The sequence below is a fragment of the Rapidithrix thailandica genome, from assembly GCF_039710355.1.
Classification (GTDB): Bacteria; Bacteroidota; Bacteroidia; order Cytophagales; family Flammeovirgaceae; genus Rapidithrix; species Rapidithrix thailandica.
Genome location: NZ_JBDKWZ010000003.1, coordinates 317,502 through 337,523 on the forward strand (window position 1 = coordinate 317,502; position 20,022 = coordinate 337,523).

Annotated in this window: 11 protein-coding genes; all 11 read right to left on the bottom strand. The window is 42.5% G+C overall.

The window, feature by feature from the left end; translation table 11 throughout:
- Nucleotides 1–319: 319 nt before the first annotated feature.
- The 11 genes from AAG747_RS06985 to AAG747_RS07035 all read right to left on the bottom strand — a co-directional run bounded on the left by AAG747_RS06985 (nucleotide 320) and on the right by AAG747_RS07035 (nucleotide 19,649).
- Nucleotides 320–1,663: a Gfo/Idh/MocA family oxidoreductase gene (locus tag AAG747_RS06985; protein ID WP_346820431.1), complete on the bottom strand. Its 1,344-nt coding sequence runs from the start codon at nucleotides 1,661–1,663 to the stop codon at nucleotides 320–322.
- Between the two features lie 527 nt (nucleotides 1,664–2,190).
- Nucleotides 2,191–3,705 (bottom strand): SusD/RagB family nutrient-binding outer membrane lipoprotein, encoded by a 1,515-nt coding sequence (locus AAG747_RS06990; protein WP_346820432.1) that lies wholly within the window; start codon nucleotides 3,703–3,705, stop codon nucleotides 2,191–2,193.
- 22 nt (nucleotides 3,706–3,727) lie between these two features.
- On the bottom strand, nucleotides 3,728–7,162 hold the full coding sequence (locus AAG747_RS06995; RefSeq protein ID WP_346820433.1) for a SusC/RagA family TonB-linked outer membrane protein: 3,435 nt from the start codon (nucleotides 7,160–7,162) through the stop codon (nucleotides 3,728–3,730).
- Nucleotides 7,163–7,353: 191 nt separating this feature from the next.
- Entirely contained in the window at nucleotides 7,354–8,376 is a 1,023-nt protein-coding gene (locus AAG747_RS07000) for a FecR family protein (protein ID WP_346820434.1), read from the bottom strand.
- Between the two features lie 211 nt (nucleotides 8,377–8,587).
- On the bottom strand, nucleotides 8,588–9,223 hold the full coding sequence (locus AAG747_RS07005; RefSeq protein WP_346820435.1) for an RNA polymerase sigma factor: 636 nt from the start codon (nucleotides 9,221–9,223) through the stop codon (nucleotides 8,588–8,590).
- A gap of 294 nt (nucleotides 9,224–9,517) precedes the next feature.
- Complete coding sequence (locus AAG747_RS07010; protein WP_346820436.1) at nucleotides 9,518–11,332, bottom strand: RagB/SusD family nutrient uptake outer membrane protein; 1,815 nt, start codon at nucleotides 11,330–11,332, stop codon at nucleotides 9,518–9,520.
- A gap of 20 nt (nucleotides 11,333–11,352) precedes the next feature.
- Nucleotides 11,353–14,829 (bottom strand): SusC/RagA family TonB-linked outer membrane protein, encoded by a 3,477-nt coding sequence (locus AAG747_RS07015; protein WP_346820437.1) that lies wholly within the window; start codon nucleotides 14,827–14,829, stop codon nucleotides 11,353–11,355.
- Nucleotides 14,830–15,077: 248 nt separating this feature from the next.
- A complete protein-coding gene (locus tag AAG747_RS07020) occupies nucleotides 15,078–16,097 on the bottom strand; it encodes a FecR family protein (protein ID WP_346820438.1) in 1,020 nt (339 codons plus the stop codon).
- Nucleotides 16,098–16,412: 315 nt separating this feature from the next.
- The gene (locus tag AAG747_RS07025; protein ID WP_346820439.1) at nucleotides 16,413–17,009 is read right to left on the bottom strand and encodes an RNA polymerase sigma factor; all 597 of its coding nucleotides are present in this window, start codon (nucleotides 17,007–17,009) and stop codon (nucleotides 16,413–16,415) included.
- A gap of 222 nt (nucleotides 17,010–17,231) precedes the next feature.
- The gene (gene gnd / locus AAG747_RS07030) at nucleotides 17,232–18,137 is read right to left on the bottom strand and encodes a phosphogluconate dehydrogenase (NAD(+)-dependent, decarboxylating) (RefSeq protein WP_346820440.1); all 906 of its coding nucleotides are present in this window, start codon (nucleotides 18,135–18,137) and stop codon (nucleotides 17,232–17,234) included.
- A 24-nt stretch (nucleotides 18,138–18,161) separates the two neighbouring features.
- Nucleotides 18,162–19,649 (bottom strand): gluconokinase, encoded by a 1,488-nt coding sequence (locus AAG747_RS07035; protein WP_346820441.1) that lies wholly within the window; start codon nucleotides 19,647–19,649, stop codon nucleotides 18,162–18,164.
- Between the last annotated feature and the right edge of the window lie 373 nt (nucleotides 19,650–20,022).

Genomic DNA, 20,022 nt, shown 5'->3' on the forward strand with positions numbered 1-20,022 from the left:
TAAAAATTATGCATCCAAAGGTCTTCTCCATTACAATGTGGGGAAATTTGCAATTTGAAGTTCTTCTTTTTTAAAAAAGTATTTTTCAAAGAGACGACCTTCTCTATTTTAGTAGTTTTCTTGTTGTTAATTTGATCAGTAATATGGTATATTCTTAACCTTTTGTACCCGGTTAAAGTTAGCAATACTCTAGAAAATTTTCATGAAATTACAATGAATTACTAGAGAAGCAAAGAGCATCTCTAAACCAGAGAGGGGTAAAACAAAAAAACCAGCTCGAATGTTATGAGCTGGTTTTAATTTATGTACAAAAGCAAGTTTAAAATTCGTCATTTAAGGCAAAGTCATTCTTTCTGGTCATCCAACGTCCCCGGGTGAAATCAGGGAAACTTTGCGGCTCACCGTTATTGGCAATTGACATTTCAGAAAGAGGCGTAATAGCACTCCATGCAGCGGCATCATAAGCATCCATAGGAGGATTCACTTTGCGTTTGATTGACTCTACAAACGCATGGGCTACAAAGAAGTCCATTCCTCCGTGACCTGAACCTTTGGCATATTCACCATACTTCTTCCACAAGGGGTGATCGTATTTTTCAAGGTATGGTTTGGCCTCTTCCCAGCCATGTCCTTTGGAAGTCCCTTCGATAAATACCCTTCGAGTATGATAATCAAAGTCAGTCAAGCCATTGGTACCTTGTACCCGGAAACCTAAAGAATAAGGCCTTGGCAAGTTGGTATCGTGTGTAATGATAATGGTTTCGCCACGGGCAGTTGTCACGGTGGTGGTCACTACATCTCCTAACTTCCATTTCAATTTGGCATTCGGATGATCTTCACCGGCTTTTTTCACGATATAATCATTCAACCCTCTGGCTTTGGTAGCGGTAGAAGTCAATGAGACAAAGCGGTTTCCTTTGTTGATATCAGCCATCAATGCAACCGGGCCTACCCCGTGTGTAGGATACAGGTCTCCGTTACGATGCAGTGAGTGGGCAGTTCTCCATCGTGCTTCTCCGTGTGACCCAGGGCCAAATTCGGCTCCACTCTCTCCGTTAAATTTCACTCCTCTCAAGTCATGCAAGTATCCACAACGGTAGTGCAATAACTCACCAAACACACCTTCGCGCACCATTTGCAATACAGCCATTACATCCTGTCGGTAACATACGTTTTCCAGGATCATACAAGGCACTTTGGTTTCCTCATAGGTCTCCACCAAGTCCCAGCATTCTTCAATCGTGTTGGCTGCCGATACTTCCACCCCTGCATATTTTCCTTTTCTCATGGCTGCTACGGCCATACGTGTATGCCACAACCAAGGAGTAGAGATGATCACCCCGTCCAGGTCATCCCTGTCCAGCATTTTCTCATAGGCAAACTCTCCTTCAGTATATGCTTCTGCTTTTTGCTTAGCGTCTTTGATCATTTTTTGCGCCTTGGTGATAGCTTCCGGGTCAATATCACAGATTGCCGGAACAATCACATCGTCACGCAATAAGATATTTCGGAGGTGTGAACGGCCTCTACCTCCTACTCCGATAAACCCTATCCGCACTTTCCGGTCGTCCTTACCTTTCACAATATTCGGAGCAAACAGTGTAGCGCCTACCCCCGCAGCGGCAGTCGTCTTGATAAAATCCCTGCGTTTAAAATTACTCATAGTTATAATCTGTTTTTGATATTAATTTTTGTTTCCATATTTACAGAGTCCTTATCCGGCCTCTATATAAAAGATGCACCAAGGCGCGATTTTCCCCCATGTGACCTCCAAATTATTACGTCCGGATAAGCTACAACAAAGGAAAGAACTTTGTGTTTTACACCACTCTCCACAAAGAAAATACAAGATTATACCTCATCTAATCCCTGTGGGGAGCTTTGTTATCAAAGACTGTCCCTAAGCAGCTATGTTGTTGGAAAATAAAAAAGAATTGTGCAGCTCTATTGCTACCAGAGTTAATGTTCAAGTTTATATTTATATTTCTCTCTGATCTCGCTGCAAAAGGCAGGTATCAATACTAGTTGTCCAAATATATTAAGAAACCTGTTGAAAAATTCAATTTTTTCAGGGAAAAGTTTTCGAGGTTTTAAAAAGAAGGAAGAATTTACAGAAAAGAAAAACCCACTTTGAAAACTCAAAGTGGGCAGAGGAATTGAGTCATGGAAATTAAACACGTACTGGAATTATTATTCTTGATCCCACCAAATCCGGGTGGTAAATTTATCAACTCCTTGGCGATCAATAGCTGTTTTTAGATTTGAACCATTGGCACTATACTCGGCAATCGGATACATTAACCTCCGGGGAATGGTCCCGTTGGATGCATTATTATTATAATTAACCGGAACCAATTCAGGATACCCGGTCCGTCTCCAATTGGCATAGGATTCAAAACCATTCATAAATGTAGCTACCCAATACTGGACATTGATCTGTCGTAATTGCTCTTCCAACGTTCCACCTGAAGGATATGGATTAGCCGTAATAAAGCCTGTGATTGCACTGGCCTCTATCATTCCTGCCTCTCCGTACACTGCTTGTTGTTTCATAGATGCTTCCAGTCCTTTGGCATAATGTTCTGCTGCATTTTCACCGGTCCAACCCCGGGCAGCCGCTTCGGCACGAAGCAATTCCGTTTCTGACCAAGTCAACAACACGGTAGGAGCACTCAAATCCAGGAAGGAGGCAATGTTCGGATTTGAGAATGTGGTTAAATCCGCGCTTGGTTCGAAGTTATCAATGGTGGTAATGTCATAGCCATTGGGCAATCCTTTTTGCATGGCGGGATCGCTGTCGCCATCGGGCAAAGAACAATACACACTGATCCGGGGATCTCCCGTTTGCTTCAGGTAATCCATCAAGGTTTTGCTAATCTTGATATCCCCTAACTTCACCAAATCAAATTTAAAAAAGGCAAAGGCTGCCGGATTTGAGTTTACTTCACGGGTAGATTCATGCCGGATCATACAATCATCGGCATTGCTGTCCATTACTCCGCCTGCAAGCGCCTTTTTGGTCCATTCTTCGGCTTTGGCCGGATCCTTTTTTACCAGTCGCATCGCCAAACGCAACATTAAAGAATTGGCCAATCGCTTCCAGCGGGCTATGTCTCCGTCATAAATAAAATCCGCATCGGCTATGGATTGGTCGTCAGTGGCCAATAAAGCACTCGCCTCTTCCAGTTCTTTTAACATATGCATGTAAATCTCCTCTTGAGCATCGTATTTCGGGAAATAGACCTGTTGATTGTATCCGGCACCCGCTTCAAAATACGGCACATCGCCATACAAGTCGGTCACACGGTGGTATACCAATACCTTCCAGATCCGGATGGCTCCGTACAGGTTAGCTTGTGCAGGATCCTCTTTCACCATCGCAATGACCGCTTCGATATTTTTAGCAAGGGTACTATAAGTGAAGTTAAACAATTGGCTCACGTTGTTACTGGCCAGGTATTTATCTCCTTCAAGATCATCGGTTTTAAGCGTGGCGGTTTGTTGTACCATCATCATACAATAACCGATACTCCCTCTGCGGGAAGTGCCGGTTTCCCCGGCTGTTCGCAAGAGCACATTGGTAAACAAGGGGCCCGGGGCCACTTCGGTAGGAGAATTCGGGTTGACATCCAGCTCTTCCAGGTTACAAGAAAAGCCCAATACTGTCAACAACAGGATATATATACTATTCTTTGTGGGTTTCATCAGTATCATTGTTAAGCGCATTTTACAGTTTCACATTCAAATTCACTCCAAAACTTCTGGTTGCCGGCAGGGCAAACATTTCAAATCCTTGAGCATTGCCAGCCGAATAGGTTGATTCGGGATCAACGATCGGTACATGACTGAGTAAGGTCCATAAATTTCTACCAACTAAAGAAATACTCAGCGCTTGGAAAGGAGTACGCCCCAGAAAAGAACGAGGTACGGAATAACCGATGGACAATTCTCTCAGTTTGATAAAACTGGCATCGTAAACAAACTCTTCGGTAATATTATCACCGATATATCCATAGTAATCCTGGGCAGACACGTTTACGGTGTTTGGCTGACCTTGCTCATTGACTCCAGGACTTACCAAACCTCCCTCACGGCCATTCAGTGTGTTTTTGTGTAAACCAAACATATAGGCGTAGACATTGGTCCCCGAATAAATATCCCCTCCGAATTTGGAATCGAATAAGAAGTTCAGGTAAAAACCTTGATACGTGAAAGTATTACTCAGGCCTATGGTAAGTGGCGATACGCCTTCACCCAGTTTGGTCAGTTCCCCTTGTACCGGCAAACCATTGGCATCGTGAACGATGTTGCCGTTCTCGTCTCTTTTATAAGGAAATCCCTTGATAACTCCGAAGGGCTGACCTACTTCATGAAAGACGAACCCGGGGACTCCCGGGTCTCCCCAGTATCCGGGGCGACTGATAGAAACCTGCATTTCCTCCAAGCCATCCGATAGGGAAATGACTTTGCTTTGGTTGTAAGCCCCGTTCAGGGTGATATCCCAGGCGAATTTGTCCGTTTTTATAGGCGTACCTGTCAACATCAATTCCACTCCTTGGTTTTCCACTCCCCCTACGTTCACCTTTACGGAAGAATAACCGGAGGTCACTGATACTAAACTGGACAAAATATCATCAGTCGCCTTTCTTTTATAAACCGTGAAGTCAATTCCCAAACGGTTATTCAGGAAACGGGCATCCAAACCGGCCTCATAAGTAGTATTGATAAAAGGCCTCAGGTTGCTGTTCGGAATCGTTCCACTGGAAACATATCCTATCGGACGCCCCAAGTGTGTATCGTTAAAACCAAAAGTCAGATGGCGGGCATACGGAGAAATATCTCCTCCACCGGCATTGGCCCATGAGCCTCTGAATTTCATATAAGAAATCCAAGAAGGCAATTCCACTGCATCGGAAAGGATAAAACTGGCTCCCACGGACGGATAAAAGATATTGTTGTCTTCAGGGTTCAGTGTAGAGAACCAATCACTTCTTCCTGTAAAAGTCAGGTAAAGGAAAGATTTATATCCTACTTCCACAGATCCGAATACCGAGTTGATTTGTCTTTCGGACAAATTATGCCCTTTGCTGGAAGACTTGGTATTGCCCAATGCATAAAAACCTGGTACAATAAACCCTCTGCCGGAAGCGGAAACCGATTCACTTTGCTCTTTCATTATGTTTCCTCCCACAAAAGCATCTACGGTCCAATTGCTGTTCAATTCCTTTTGAAAACCTAATAAAGCTTCGTAATTAAACACACCGGAATAGTTATATCCCTCTCCCATCGTACCGTCCGGTATAGGTCCGGAACCTGTCGGACGCACCGAACTACTTTTTTTATGATAGAAATCCCCTCCTCCTCTCACTTGTGCATACAAGGCATCGGAAAACTGGTATCGCGCTTCGATGGAGCCAATAATACGGTCTTTTTTCTCTCTTTTGCGGTATTCATAAGCGATAAAATAAGGGTTGGCAAAATAGATATCTTTGGAAAAGAGGTATTCCTTTCCGTCTTCATCCACTCTCTGTTCCAGGTTATTGATATCGTAATTGGTGGGCAACATGTAAGGAGTGAAATTACCGTTGGCATCAAAATCATTGACATTCGGCCGGTTTTTCACACGCTCACGGATATAGGACGTCCGCAAACGTAAACTCAGCTTTTTGGTAACTTCGTGTCCGTAATTCAATGTAAATGTATTTCTTTTCAATTCGGAATTCGGGAACAAATCCTCATTACGCAAATCGGAAATCGAAAAACGGAAATTAGACGTCTCATTTCCTCCGTTAAATGCCAGTGAGTTGGTGGCAGTATAAGCGCCCGAATAAAATTCTTTCATGTTGTCTTTTACCGGAGCATAAGGCCGTTCTACCCCATCAAACTGCACCACGGGAGATCCGTCTAATTTGGGTCCCCAGTTCATTACACCCAATTCCAAGGCCTGTTCTTTTGTCTGAGGCTTTTGACCCAGTATCCCCTGGCCGTATTCATATTGATAATCGTCCTCTGTAAAAATGATCGGTTTTTCAAAAGTAAAGGTACTGTTTACTTCCACCCCGATCCCTTTGCGGGCTTTTCCTTGCTTGGTGGTAATGATAATTGCTCCGTTAGAAGCCATCGAACCATACAAAGCCGCAGCAGTGGCCCCTTTCAATACCGACATGGATTCGATATCATCTGGGTTGATAGAAGAAATACCGTCTCCTCCGTCACTCCCTCCATATATATCGTGCGGTTGACCACTTGAACCGTTGTTCAAAGGGATACCATCAATCACATAAAGCGGTTGGTTGCTACTTAAAGAGCCGTTTCCCCGGATCACTACCCGGCTGGATCCCATAGAACCCGATACCGGTTTCACTACATTTACTCCGGCTATTTTCCCGGTAAGAGTATTGGCTATATTCGTTTCCCGGGCTTTGATTAACTTATCTCCTCCGATTTCGGAAACGGAGTAACCCAATACTTTTTTACTCTTTTTAATATTCATGGCGGTCACTACTACTTCTTCCAGTTCGGTAGCATCCGGCTGCATGCTTATATCAATCACCGATTGATTGTTAACCGCTATTTCCTGAGGGGTATACCCGATAAAACTGTAAATAAGGATGGCATCCTCAGGAACCGACAGGGTATATTCTCCTTTGGCATCCGTAGTGGTTCCCAAGCTTGTGCCTTTGATCAAAATACTCACACCCGGCAAGGGTTGATGGTCTTCACTGGAGGTCACTTTTCCCTTCACCACCACATCGTCAATGGCCTCTACCACCAGGATAGACGAAGGCTTAGCGTCCACTTCTTTTTTACTTACGTAAATATTTTCGTTGATCCGCATGAACTTCAGACCGGTACCTTCGGAAATCTTTTTCAATAAGCTGATTAATGACTCATTCTGTGTTTTCACATTCACGCGGGCACCTTTGTCAATGACGCCCGTATTGTACAAAAAATTAAAGTCGGTGGCCTGTTCAATCTGAGCAAAAGCTTTATCTAAACGGGTATTTTTTAAATCAATAGAGATAATCACCTCTTCAAGCTTCTGGTGCTGCGAATGGCCCTCTTTTGCCATCAGCATCACACTGAATAGCATTTGAAGGGCCAGGCCATAAAAGGATAGTTTTGTCATGACCAGAAATTGTCTGATAAAGATCATTTTCATAAATTACAGTGTTTTTGATGAATAGAAAGTTGAGTCAAAGACAAGCCAGGCCTTACCGACAGATGCGCGTCCCAAACTTATCTGTACGGTAGGGCTTTTTGATTGTCCTTTGAAAAGGTTCTAAAAAGAGAATGAAAAAAATTAGCTAGAGTTAATGTAGTGGTTAATCATAGGCGAAATCATTATTTTACTTAATAAATCAGTACTTTTTTATCTTCAATGCGATAATCAAATTTGGAAGAAAAGCCAATACCTTTCAATACATGTTCCAATGGCTTTTGCTTAAACCACCCGGTAAACCCCTTGCTGACCGGCACTTTCCTCCGGACAATAAACTCTACCCCATACCAACGTTCCAGTTTTTTCACTACTTCCTCGAAAGAAGCATCCTGAAAGTACAGAATATTGTCTTTCCAACCCAATACTTCATCTTTGTTAAATTGGGATTTCGCCCATTGACGATTCTTTGTATCGAACGAAAGCAGCTCCTCCGGAGACAAAGGCACTTTTTCGGCAATTCCCTCACTTTCAAATAGCACTTTACCGCTGGCCAAAGCCACCTCTATCCGGTCATTTTCCGCAAAGGCATTGATATTAAATGAGGTCCCCAGTACAGCTACTGTGGACGATCCGGAATGTACTTTAAACACCCTTGAGGGGTCTTTACTCACTTCAAAAAAAGCTTCTCCTTCCAGAAATACAGTGCGTTTTTTTTCAGAAAATACTTCCGGAAACCGAAGCTTACTTGCTGCATTCAACCATACCTTGCTCCCATCGGAAAGTGTGATTACAGAGCGCTGCCCGGCGGGATTTTGTTTTTCCACCCAATGTAAGGCGCGTGGTGGTGTTTGGTATTGATTCCACCAGGTTATCAGCCCCACCCCCATGACAACCGTAATCATTGCCGCGACTTTTATCCATAAGGTCCATTGATCTTTCCGGTTATGATAGTTTTCTCTTTTGGGAGAAACCGATGGCTGGCTCAGTTTTTCTTGCAACATTTCCCATTCTTGATGGATTTCCTCCTGGTCTAGCCCATGTTCTTGTACGGGCATCCCTTTTAGCATTTGTGCCGCTACCTCCACCACTTCCCTTTTCTCCGGGTGCTCTTGTATACGCTTTTCCCACAAGGCAAAATCCTGCGGGTTTGAGTGGTATACCCAATTTTGAAAGGAGGGGTCTTGAATTAACTTTTCTATTTCAAACATATCCATAGAAGCTTCTTAAATTTTGAAATGGGCCAAAGCCTTTGTGTTTGCTCATCAATACAGCTGCATTTACACAAGCATTTCACACATAAGAGGGCAAAAGAGAATTTACATCCCCTATTTTTTTATTTTTTTTGAGGAAGAGGAAATTTTTGAAGGGTGAAGGGAAAGCAAAGGTGTGACAAGAATGGTTTTTCACGATCTAAAATACTTCTTTTCAAAGAAATAGCTGAGAAAACGCTTTTGCTTGATGTACTAAATAAAAAACACTGGCCAGAGTGGTAATGACCATTCCCAAATCGATGATCTTTTCCAAAGCCCCTTTCTTTCTGATTTTCCGAAAGGCTTTGTACACATGGTTAACCACGGCTTTTTCGGTAAGGCCCATCATTGTTGCTACTTCCTGATAGCTCAGTTCCCTGAAGTACCGCAGATAAACCGCCTCCCGTTGACGCTTAGGTAAAGAATTTAAGACTTGGGCTACAATTTGCCGGCGTTGAAGATCTTCTTCATTCCGAATCACAAAATCTTCTTGTGAAAAGGAGATCAAAGGTTGGTTGGCTATAAAAGCTCCGGTTTTACTTTGTTTTTTTTGGAGTTCCGTAAGTTTTTCAACTGTTTTTCTCCGGAGGGCTTTCAACAAATAGTATTTTATAGAAGAGGTGATTAACAATCGTTCCCGTTTACTCCACACATCGATAAACAATTCCTGAATGACGTCTTTTACCAGTTCTTCCCGTTCGCTTATCCGCAAACCGTATAAATACAGGTCGTTAAAATACCGGTGATATACAAAGGAAAATGCAGCGCCATCTCCCTGGCTCACCAACCGCCACAACTCTTGGTCTTTCATTGCCTGGTATTTTTCCGGGAGATCCATCAAAGTAATATGAAAACTTCTACAATTGACTCTTTACTAAAATATCAAATAAACATATTTTTTATGGAATGACAAGGGAATCAAAAGAATAGTAACACCATCCGGAGCCAGGACAATCCTTCTTGAAAGAATGAAAAAAGGTCGCTTGTAGGATACAAGACGACCTTTTCGATGAAATGAGATTCTTTTATCTCACGATAGGGATTTGAATGAAAACAATTATAAATGACCTATTCAAAAAATTGTCAATCCCCACCGTTGACCTAGTTAATTATTCCAAAAAATGGTTTGTTCCAAATTCGGATTTAATAAAAGTTGTTGCTGAGGAATAGGTCTGTAATAATATTTCGGTTCTACAAAATCCCGGGTAATGTTTTTATCTCTTACAAAGCGGATAAAACCACTTGTGCCTTCAGACAAGTAAAAGTTTTGCTCCGCACCATCGCTATCAATCAGAAAATACTTAGACAAAGCATCTTGTTCTTCTTTTGTCAAATGGGCAATCGGTCCCAGTTTGTCGGGCGATTCTAAAATAGCAATGTCAACCTCACCGTCTCCGGTAACATCAAAAGCACCCAGAGCAGGAACGTACATTCCTTCTTGCCCGTCTTCTAACAATTTGCCGGCTTTCCAACGCATCAAGTCCATATACCGCAAGCCTTCACAAGCCATTTCCACTCTACGCTCTCTCCGGATTTCTAACAATGCACCTTTATTCGCCACCATTACATTCGGATAGCGGGCCGCTTGCACCGGATCCACTTGAGCATTGGCTGCATTCATATCCAAAGCAGGCATATTCACTCTGGCTCTGATTACATTGACAGTTTTGTCGATATCAGATTGTGCCAATGTACCCAATTCGGCTTTGGCTTCGGCATAAATCAATAAGACTTCGGCATATCTGAATACTGGCAGGTCGGTGTAGTTCGCATCCCAGCCTTGGCGTAAGGCCGCATCCCGCGGGTTAAATTTCAGTTGGTTATACCCTCCGAAAGTAGGCTTGATACGGAAAGGCTCCGTGCTTCCCGCATTGACAAAACCCGGATAGCCGATGGTTTCCATCATCCGTGGGTCGCGGTTATCAAATACCTGAGTAAAGGACTTCTTGTCAAAATCGGGAGTGGAAGTAAAAGGAGTTCCATCTTTCATCAAGTAGGCATCTGCCAAACTACGGCTCAGGGCCCATTGCCAGTCAAATACGGTATGGCTGTTGTTACCACGGCCTAAGTCACGGTCATAATTCGCCCAAAGAATCATTTCATTGTTACTTCCCAGGGTAGTTCCTACAAACAATTCGCGGTAATCCTGCACTCCATTGCCTGTTGAGTGGATTGAAAAGCCACCATTTTCCATAATTTCCTCTGAAGCCGATACGGCTCTTTTCAAAAAGCGTTCGTAGTCACCCGTCAGGCTTAATTCTTCGTGATATTTGCGGAAAGTACCTTCGTACAGTGCAAAACGAGCCAACAAAGTCAATGCCGCCCACCGGGTGACTCTTGTATTATCATCGTTCACAATGATATTTTCCACCGCATATTCCAGGTCTGCCATGATCGAATCCACGACCACAGCACGGGGATCTTTGGCCTTATAGATCAATGCTTCGTCACTCGCTTCAATGCTTTCGGAATACCAAGGCACATCGCTGTAACGCTGTACTTTCCCAAAGTAAAACCAAGCTCTGAAAAAACGGGCAATTCCTTCATAGTTCTTGATCTCTTCGGCATTTCCCTGTACTTGATCCATCCTCTCCAACATAAAGTTGATTTTTCTCAAATCCGCCCAATCGTCTTTACTCCATCCTCCGGCATTGGCTGCGTTTACATTTCCGATTAAGATTTGATCCGCTTCGCTATTGCCGCTGTAAAAAGCAATGTTGTCCGAACCGATATCCTCATAGCTGAATTTTAGTTGACTATACATCCCGTTGGTATAAATCTCAAGATCATTGGGATTTTGGAAAAACAACTCCGGAGTAATATCCGTTTGCGGATCTCTCTGTAAAAAATCGTCATTACATCCTGTCAACAAGGTCATCAACAAGCCTAACAGAATGGTAGTATATTTTAAAATCTTCATGTTTTCTACTTGTTAAGTGATTAAAAATTGAGGTTGACACCCATAGACACCGTACGTTGGAAAGGATACACTCTCGCCCTGCTTTTTTGGATAGACTCCGGGTCCAACTTGGCTTTTAAAGAAGAGATTTCAAATACATTTTCCGCACTCACATATACCCGTAGTCTCTCTATCCCAATTTTTGACATCAACTGACTTGGCAAAGTATACCCCAGGGTAATGTTTTTCATTCTGAGGTAAGCAGCGTTTTGCAAATAGCGAGTTTGAGGGATTCCCAACTCTGATTCGTCTTCTGCGATATACGATTTTACTCTTGGAAAATACCCATTAGGATTATCAGGAGTCCAGTGATCCAGGTTATGTGCTTGTACATTGGTCCATGGCTGAGCATAAATCCCCCAGAAATAATGGTTGGAGGCCTCCGGGTACCAATCTCTCTTACCTACTCCCTGAACAAAAGCCCGTAAATCAAAGCCTTTCCATTCTGCGGTAAGGTTAACACTAAATGGCAAACGCTCCCGGCTGTTTCCAATCACTTTAAAGTCTCCGGGATTATCTACGGTTCCATCACCTCTATCAATTTTTCCGTCACCATTCTGATCTTTAAATTTCAAATCCCCCACATCAAAGCGATAGCCTTGGTCATCCGAACCCACAGCAGTTTGGTCTGCATGGTTTTCCAATTCTTCTTTAGACTGGAAAAAACCTTCGGTTTCCAAGCCCCAGATTTCGCCCAACTCTTGTCCCTCGTAATACCCACTCAACAATTTATTGGGGTTGTCGATTTTGGTGATATACGCTCGACTGTCGGCCAAAGCTACTGTCACTCCGTATCTGAAGGGAGAATTAGCCAACATAAAATCATCCCGCCAAGTTACTTTCAGTTCCCAACCATTCGTCTTCAAATCTGCGGCATTTTCATTTGGTTCAAGTGTTCCAATGACGTTAGGCAGGGTTTTTCCTTTGGTCAACATCCCTTCGTTATAGCGAGTGTACAAGTCAAAACCTAAATCCAATTTATTTTTGAAAAAGGACAAATCCGCTCCGAAGTTCACCGTAGAAACTTTCTCCCAGGTTAAAGAAGGGGAAACCAATCCCGGAGTAGACACGTACACCGGTCTTTCTCCTCCCAGAACCGGACCGATTCTACCGGGAGTCATCATCATGATATATTCATAGGCATCCACATCCTGGTTGCCCAAGGACCCGTATGAAGCTCTTAACTTGAAAAAATCCATTTTGATCGCTTCTCCAATTGACTGAAAAAACGCTTCTTTGGATACTACCCAAGCGGCTGAAGCAGAAGGGAAAAAGCCAAAGCGGTCATCTTTCGGGAAACGGCTTGATCCGTCATAACGGCCGTTAAATTCGAAAATATAGCGATCGTCAAAAACATAATTTAACCGGTAAAAAGCTCCACGTACGGCCCAATCTTCAATGGTTTCCCCTCCATTAAATGCACCTGAGGCCAAACCTAAAGAAGGAAGAGAACTGGTAATCAGCTTGTCTCTAGATACATAAGAGTAGCTTTCGGTACGATATTCTTGATTGTACCCCACTACTGCCTGGACAAAGTGCTTTCCACCAAAAGTTTTATGAAAATCGGTATAAACGTTATAAACATTGTACTGAACTTCTTCGCTGGAATTAACCGCTTTGGTATTTGCTCCAATATATTGCAAAGGTTGGTTCGGACCTGTTCTATAGGCTACCGGAATTTCATATCGCTTATAGGTTTCGTTTGATCTTCGGAAAGTCGCATCTCCTTTCAATAACCAAGTATCTTTGATCAAGGCTACTTCCATATTAAATGAAGTCTGAATCTCATTTAACTTGGTATCGGCCCGGCCACCTTCTTGTAAACGACCCAACATACTGGCTCCCGTATTGGTCCGGGTTCCATCCGGATTTTTGGGAATATCTAATGAGTTTTTACGGTTTACTTCGTGGAAAAAGCTCTCTCCATTGTTATAAGATGGCTCCTCGTAATCGCTATGTGTAAAGACCGTATTATTACCCAACTGTAACCAGTCAGTTACTTGCAAAGCAACTTTACCTCTGAGATTGTAGCGGTTATAAATATCATTTCCGTAACGGAACATTCCTTCCTGTTTGAAATAATCGGAAGATAAATAGTAGTTCATTTTCTCGTCTTTCTTGCCGATGCTGAAGTTGGCATTGTAAGAAGCTGCCGACTTGTTATATACTTCATCCAACCAATTGGTAGAACCGTAGTACTGCCATGCATCCGGGTTGTTAGGATTAGGAATGGCTGCGGGCAGAGAAGGGTCTTCCGAACGTTGCTTGGCATATTCGCGTACCGATTCCGGATAAAGGTTGTATAGCGGGAAGGCCGCATCGTGTTTATACTTCATGGCCATATACGGATCTGTCACAACATCAGGAGTTTTTCCTAAAGTTCTAACTGCATAGTTGGCGTTAGCCGATACGGTAAGCTTATCTGAGGTACCGGATTTGGTGGTAATCAATACTACCCCAAACGCTCCTCTTGCTCCATAGATCGCTGCCGAAGCCGCATCTTTCAAGACCGAAACACTCTCGATATCGTTCGGATTAATCCGGGCTACTTCTTCATTCGACACGGGAATATTATCCACCAGAATCAAAGGTCCTCCCCCATTGATAGAGGTGAATCCCCGGATATTGAATTCGGGAGCCTCTGTAGCTTGACCACTACTGATTGAAATATTCAAGTTGGGAATCATCCCTTGTAAGGCCGCTCCTGTGCTGGTCACCGGGCGGTTTACAATCGCATCAGCACTTACTACATCAACCGCACCACTCAAATTGGCCTTCTTTTGAGTGCCGTATCCCACCACCACAATTTCGTCTAACTCGGTGGAGGAAGTTGCCATCACTACCTCCAGGGCAGTTTGTCCGTTCAAGGCGATTTCCTGGGCTTCGTATCCAATAAAACTAAAAAGCAGTGTGGATGACTCCGGCACAGAGATACTGAAGTTTCCATCCATATCTGTAGTAGTACCGGTAGATGTTCCTTTTACCAGAATACTCACCCCCGGTAGCGGCTCTCCGTTTTCATCTTTCACGGCTCCTTTCACCAACACTTCTTGCTCAATGGCTTGTACCGCTTTACGTGTGGGAAGTCGCTTGTTAAGTTTCTGTACATTTATATTGTTGTTGATCTGTCTGAATTTCAAACCTGCTTGTCGAGAAATTTCAACCAATAGCTCTGCTACGGATTGTTTTCCCGGCTTGGTATTGAGCATCATTCCTTTTTCCAGATCTCTTAATTCATAGACAAAATTAAATTCCGTTTGGGTTTCGATAGCTCGTAAAGTGCCCTCTAAAGTGGTATTTTGCGTGTTTATGTCAACAAATACATGACGTATGCTTTGATATCGTTGGGCACTCAACTCCGAAGCCAGGAGGCTGTTGAGCAAAATACATTGAAGAAAGACCCCAATGAAAGTATAGATACTTGACATAACAAGTAGTCGTATTAATTTAAATTTCATAAATTTGGGTGTTTTTGTGAATAATTAGTTTACAATGAGTTATGCTCAAGCAGGAATAAGTTCCGAAGGCCTATTGTGAACTTATCCTATTGAGTCTTATCGTACTGGGACCGGCTGAAGGAAAATTCCTTCAGTCGGTTTTGTTTTTGTGTGGTTGAACCGGCCAAACTCCCTTTCTAAAAAGCAGGCCTTTCCACGGGTCAGTTATTCTTCCTTACAGATTGCTTCATTGGCATTTACACCTCATATTAAAGCTTGATAGTCACTTGCTTCCCTGTAATTGTAAAAGCAAACTTCTTTGTAAAGCTTAAGCTCTTCAATACGTTTTCCAAAGACTGTTTCTCAAACCTCGCTTTGAATTTCCAGGCTTGATGGCTTTTTTGAAGTCCCTGAATTTCAATACGGACTCCATAGTAGCGCTCCAATTTCTCTGTAATGTCTTCCAAACCAACATTCTGGAAATTAAGAATGTACTCTTTCCAACCGACCAAGTCTTCGTAGTCAAAATTCCCTTTGGATAGTTGACGGTTTTCCAGGTCAATTTTTGCCATTTCATTCGGAGTTAACTGCAGCGCGTCCACTTTGTTATTCCCCTTTGAAAACCGCACTTCTACTTTGCCGGTCACCAGGGCTACTTCCTCTTGTTTTTGTGAAGTTGTGTTTACATTAAATGAAGTTCCCAGTGCTTCGACTTCCGTATGTGCCGTTTGTACAATGAAAGGTTTGGAAGGATTTTTCTTCACTTCAAAAAAAGCTTCTCCCGTCAACAGTACCCTTCGCTCATTCTCTTCAAACTTTTCCGGAAAACTCAATTGACTGTCGCCATTCAACCATACTATGGAACTATCTGGTAAGGTAAGATGCATCCGGGTACCTGGTTGGGTGCTTTTCCGAACCATCGCTACGGGCTCAGCCGGTTTCAAGTCATTGAATTGATACAAGCCTACGATAAAGAGCAAAGGCAAAACAATGATGGAAGCGATTTTTAACCAAGTGAGATAAGGATTGGCGCGAGTTCGTCCGTGTTGTGCGGTTAGTGGTGTTTTTGTGAATTGGAGTTGTTGGTGCAAACGGGACAATCTCTTTTTTGAATCCTCATCTTTTGTGGTTTCGGTCTCTTCCTGTTGCTGCCACTGTTCTTTCATAAATTCGCCCACAAGTTCACTATATCGCGGATCTTCTAACAAGCGATATGCTTTGGGCCAATCTTCTTTGGGCAAACGGTTATAGAAAAAGTCTTCTAATATTTTTCGTTCAATTTCAAACATGCGTTTTGGTATTTCTAAAAGGTATACACATGAACCCCCTCTTATCCCCCCTCTCTGTGAAAAAAAAAAATTTATTCTTTCAAGCAACAAGCACAACTACAAAACAAATCATGTCAGTCACCCAATAACCATTCTGTTCCGGTGGTAACTTGAAAGGTATTGAAAAGAGAATTGAGAATGTTTCAGCTTTCCCAAGCTTTTTATGGAAAGGAAACTTTACGTTGTTCAGAGTTCCGGGGAGGAAATCATCAAATGATAAGGAAAGACGAAAAATAACCTTCTCTGCGCGAAGGAATTATTTACTTTACCTGAATTTTATTCAAAGAAAAAGTATAACAAAGCCGCAAATGAAGTAAGAATACTACTGGCTTGCAAATGCTTTTTGATGGTTTTCAAGGAAAGGCTCATTTGCTTTTCTACAAACTTGGTGGATACTTGCAGTTTTTGAGCTATCTCAGTATAATTCATACCCTCTTGACGACTCATGATAAAGATTTGCTTTCTGCGAGGAGTCAGATTGTCTACCCAATGTTCCAATTGGCTTTGATAATCCCCATAGATAATTTGCTGTTCGGTAGCACTATGTGCTTCCTGTTTTTGTAATCTCAACTCTTCCACCAATTGGGAATGGTACTGCCGGCTTCTCAATAAATTCAAGGTGGTATTTTTGGCAATGGTAAACAGGAAACTGCCAAACGATTTCTCCACCTCCAACTTGTGGCGATTTTCCCAAACTTTAATGAAGGTTTCCTGCAACACTTCTTCTGCGTCAGCTTTGGATTTACAAAATCCAGAAATAAACGCAAAGAGCTTTTTCTCATATTGAAAAAAGAGCCAATCAAATGCAGATTGATCGCCTTTCTTCAATTTTCCCACCCACTCTTTTTCCTTGTGTAGATCATTTTCATGCATATTCTTGTGCCTAGTTAGCCTGATTGCGAGTTTACAATGAGCGGTGTAAAATTAATCCGGTTAGTCGTTCAATCTTGAAATTTATAAATTAAAATATGTTTAAGAAAAAAATTAAACTTAATTTTTAGTTAATACTCAAGCATTTTCTTTTGTTGCCCCTCTTATAAATCAAAAAAGGTTTTCTTATGAAAACCTTCCATCCACTCTCTGCTTCTCTCACTCTTATTCCCCCTTCGTTTTCTCTACTTTATGTCCGCCAAACTCATTGCGCAGGGCTGCTACTACCTTACCCGTAAAGGTATCTTCCTGTAAGGACCGGTACCGCATCATCAAGGAAAGCGCGATGACAGGCGTAGGGACATTCAACTCCAAAGCACTTTCTACGGTCCACTTGCCTTCGCCTGAGGAATGCATGATTCCCTTGATTTGTTCCAGCTTAGCATCTTTGTGGAAGGCCTGCTCCGTCAATTCCATCAACCAACTACGCACTACCGAACCATGGTTCCACACTTTGGCAACCGCTTCCAAATCCAAATCAAAAGCACTTTTTTCCAACACTTCAAAGCCCTCGGCAATAGCCTGCATCATCCCGTATTCAATTCCATTATGCACCATTTTCACAAAATGCCCGCTCCCCGAAGGACCACAGTACAAATAGCCATTTTCCACAGAAATATCTTTAAATATCGCTTCACAATATTCAAACGCAGATTTACCTCCACCAACCATTGTACATGCACCCTTCAATGCTCCGCTAATTCCCCCACTGGTGCCACAATCTAAAAAGTCAATACCTCGTTGTTCGAGCCGGGCGGCTCTTTCTATAGACATTTTAAAGTTTGAATTACCTCCGTCAATAATAATATCCCCGGCAGACAGATGAGGGGTTATGTTTTCCAAAACTTGATCCACTATTTTTCCGGCCGGTACCATCAACCAAATAACTCTTTTATTATGAAGCTTTCGAATCAATTCTTCTAAGGAGTTTGCAGGCAGCGCTCCCTCCTTCCGTACCGACTCCACTAACTCAGGCTCCACATCGTAAGCCACCACCTGATGGTTGTTTCTCAATAAATTTAAGGTTAATTGGTAGCCCATTTTACCTAGTCCGACAAGTCCGATTTGCATAGTATTTGTGTTTATAAATTAGGATTAAAATTCATCTTTAATCTTGTGGTACAGCCTTTTATACTTATCAACTTCCTGTTGATAAACTTGTTGACAAGTAAAATCCGGCAGGTATTTTTTCTGTTGTTTTACCTTCTCCTGAAGTTCCTTTTCACTTTGCAGAAACCCTTTGCCTTTCATGGCAATAAATGCAGCACCCAAAGCCGAACTCTCGGCACAACCGGGTACCCATACTTCGCACTGAAAAACATTGGCTACGATTTGTAACCAAAGGCCGGAACGGGTAAATCCTCCATTAGCCACTATGTGTTTTACTTTTCCTTGTTGAGATTCTAACAAATCAGCAATTTCTTTTAAACCGTAACTTACCCCTTCGAATACGGCTCTGAGAAAATGTGCAGGATTGTGTTCGTACTGCATGCCAAAAAACACACCTTTGGCATTGGCATTCCAATGAGGAGCCCGCTCACCTAATAAATAAGGGAGGAATAACAAACCCTCTGCCCCAGCCGGAAGCTTCGTTGCCTCGTTCTGTAATTTTTGAAATTCCTCTTCGGTATTTATTCCAAAGTTCTTTTTAAACCACTGTAAAGCGATTCCGCCATTGTTAATTGGTCCACCTACCAGATATTGGTTCCGGTCAAATGCATAGCAAAATGTGCGGCCTTCCGGATCAATTACCGGCTGGTTTGTAAACATCCGCAATGCCCCACTCGTCCCTATGGTTAAGCAAGTCTCCTCTGTGTGTATGGCTCCAACTCCCCAATTCGCCAAACAACCGTCACTTCCACCTATAAAAAAGGGAATATCCACCGGAATGCCCAGGTATTCGGCTAGCCTTTTATTCAGTCCTTGTTCATAATGAGTCGGAGGCACAAGCCTTGAAAGTTGCTGGGTATCTATCCCCGCAAAAGCCAAAGCCTCCTTATCCCAACATAATCGGTGGATATTCATCAATCCCATGGCGGATGCAACTGAATAATCCACCACATACTTGCCAAATAAGCGCAAAAACACATACTCTTTGGCTGAAATAAACTTGTCTGTTTTTTGAAACAATTCCGACTGAAAATCTCTCAGCCAAGCAATTTTACAGAGTGGGGACATAGGATGGATGGGAGTTCCGGTTTGTTCGTATAGCAGTTGGGCAAATAAGCCTTTACGAAGTTCTTGTGCATAATCTTTGCTCCGGTTATCTGCCCAAATCAGTGTGTTTGTTAAGGGTTTTCCGGATGCGTCCATAGCCATCAGCCCATGCATGGCACAAGAAAACCCAATACCCACCAAACCTTCACCCGAGACTTCTTTTACCAAATCCCGAAGAGTACTTAACACTGCTTGGAAATATGCTTCAGGTGACTGTTCGGCATAGTGGGGTTGAGGAGTCAGGATCGGATAGCCCTGTTGTTTACTACCCAGTACCTTTCCTGAAAGATCCACTGCCAGTGCTTTGGTACTGGTAGTTCCGATATCTACTCCAATAAAATAAGGTTTAGTATTCCGGACAGGCATAAATCTTTACATTAGAGGTATGCTATAAAGACAAGGGTGCATTTCAAGTCAACTGTTGAAAGCTTAGGGTTATTTCTAAGTAACCTCTTAAGAACTACTCCATCGACAAGTTAAATATTAGATTTTGGAATCCCTCCTAATATCAATTAAAAAACTAAAAATCAATTACTTGAATCATTAAAATATAGCCTGAATGTTTATCTTTTTATCAACATTTTCTACTTTTTCAGGTACAATTGACCCGATTTCTTCCACCTTTTAATAAGTAGCATTCTACTTCCTTTTCTTTTTATAGATTAAAGATCTAAACTTCTTGAAACCAGCGAATTTCACAGCGTTGATTTGTTTTTTCAATAAAAATAGTATATTTTTG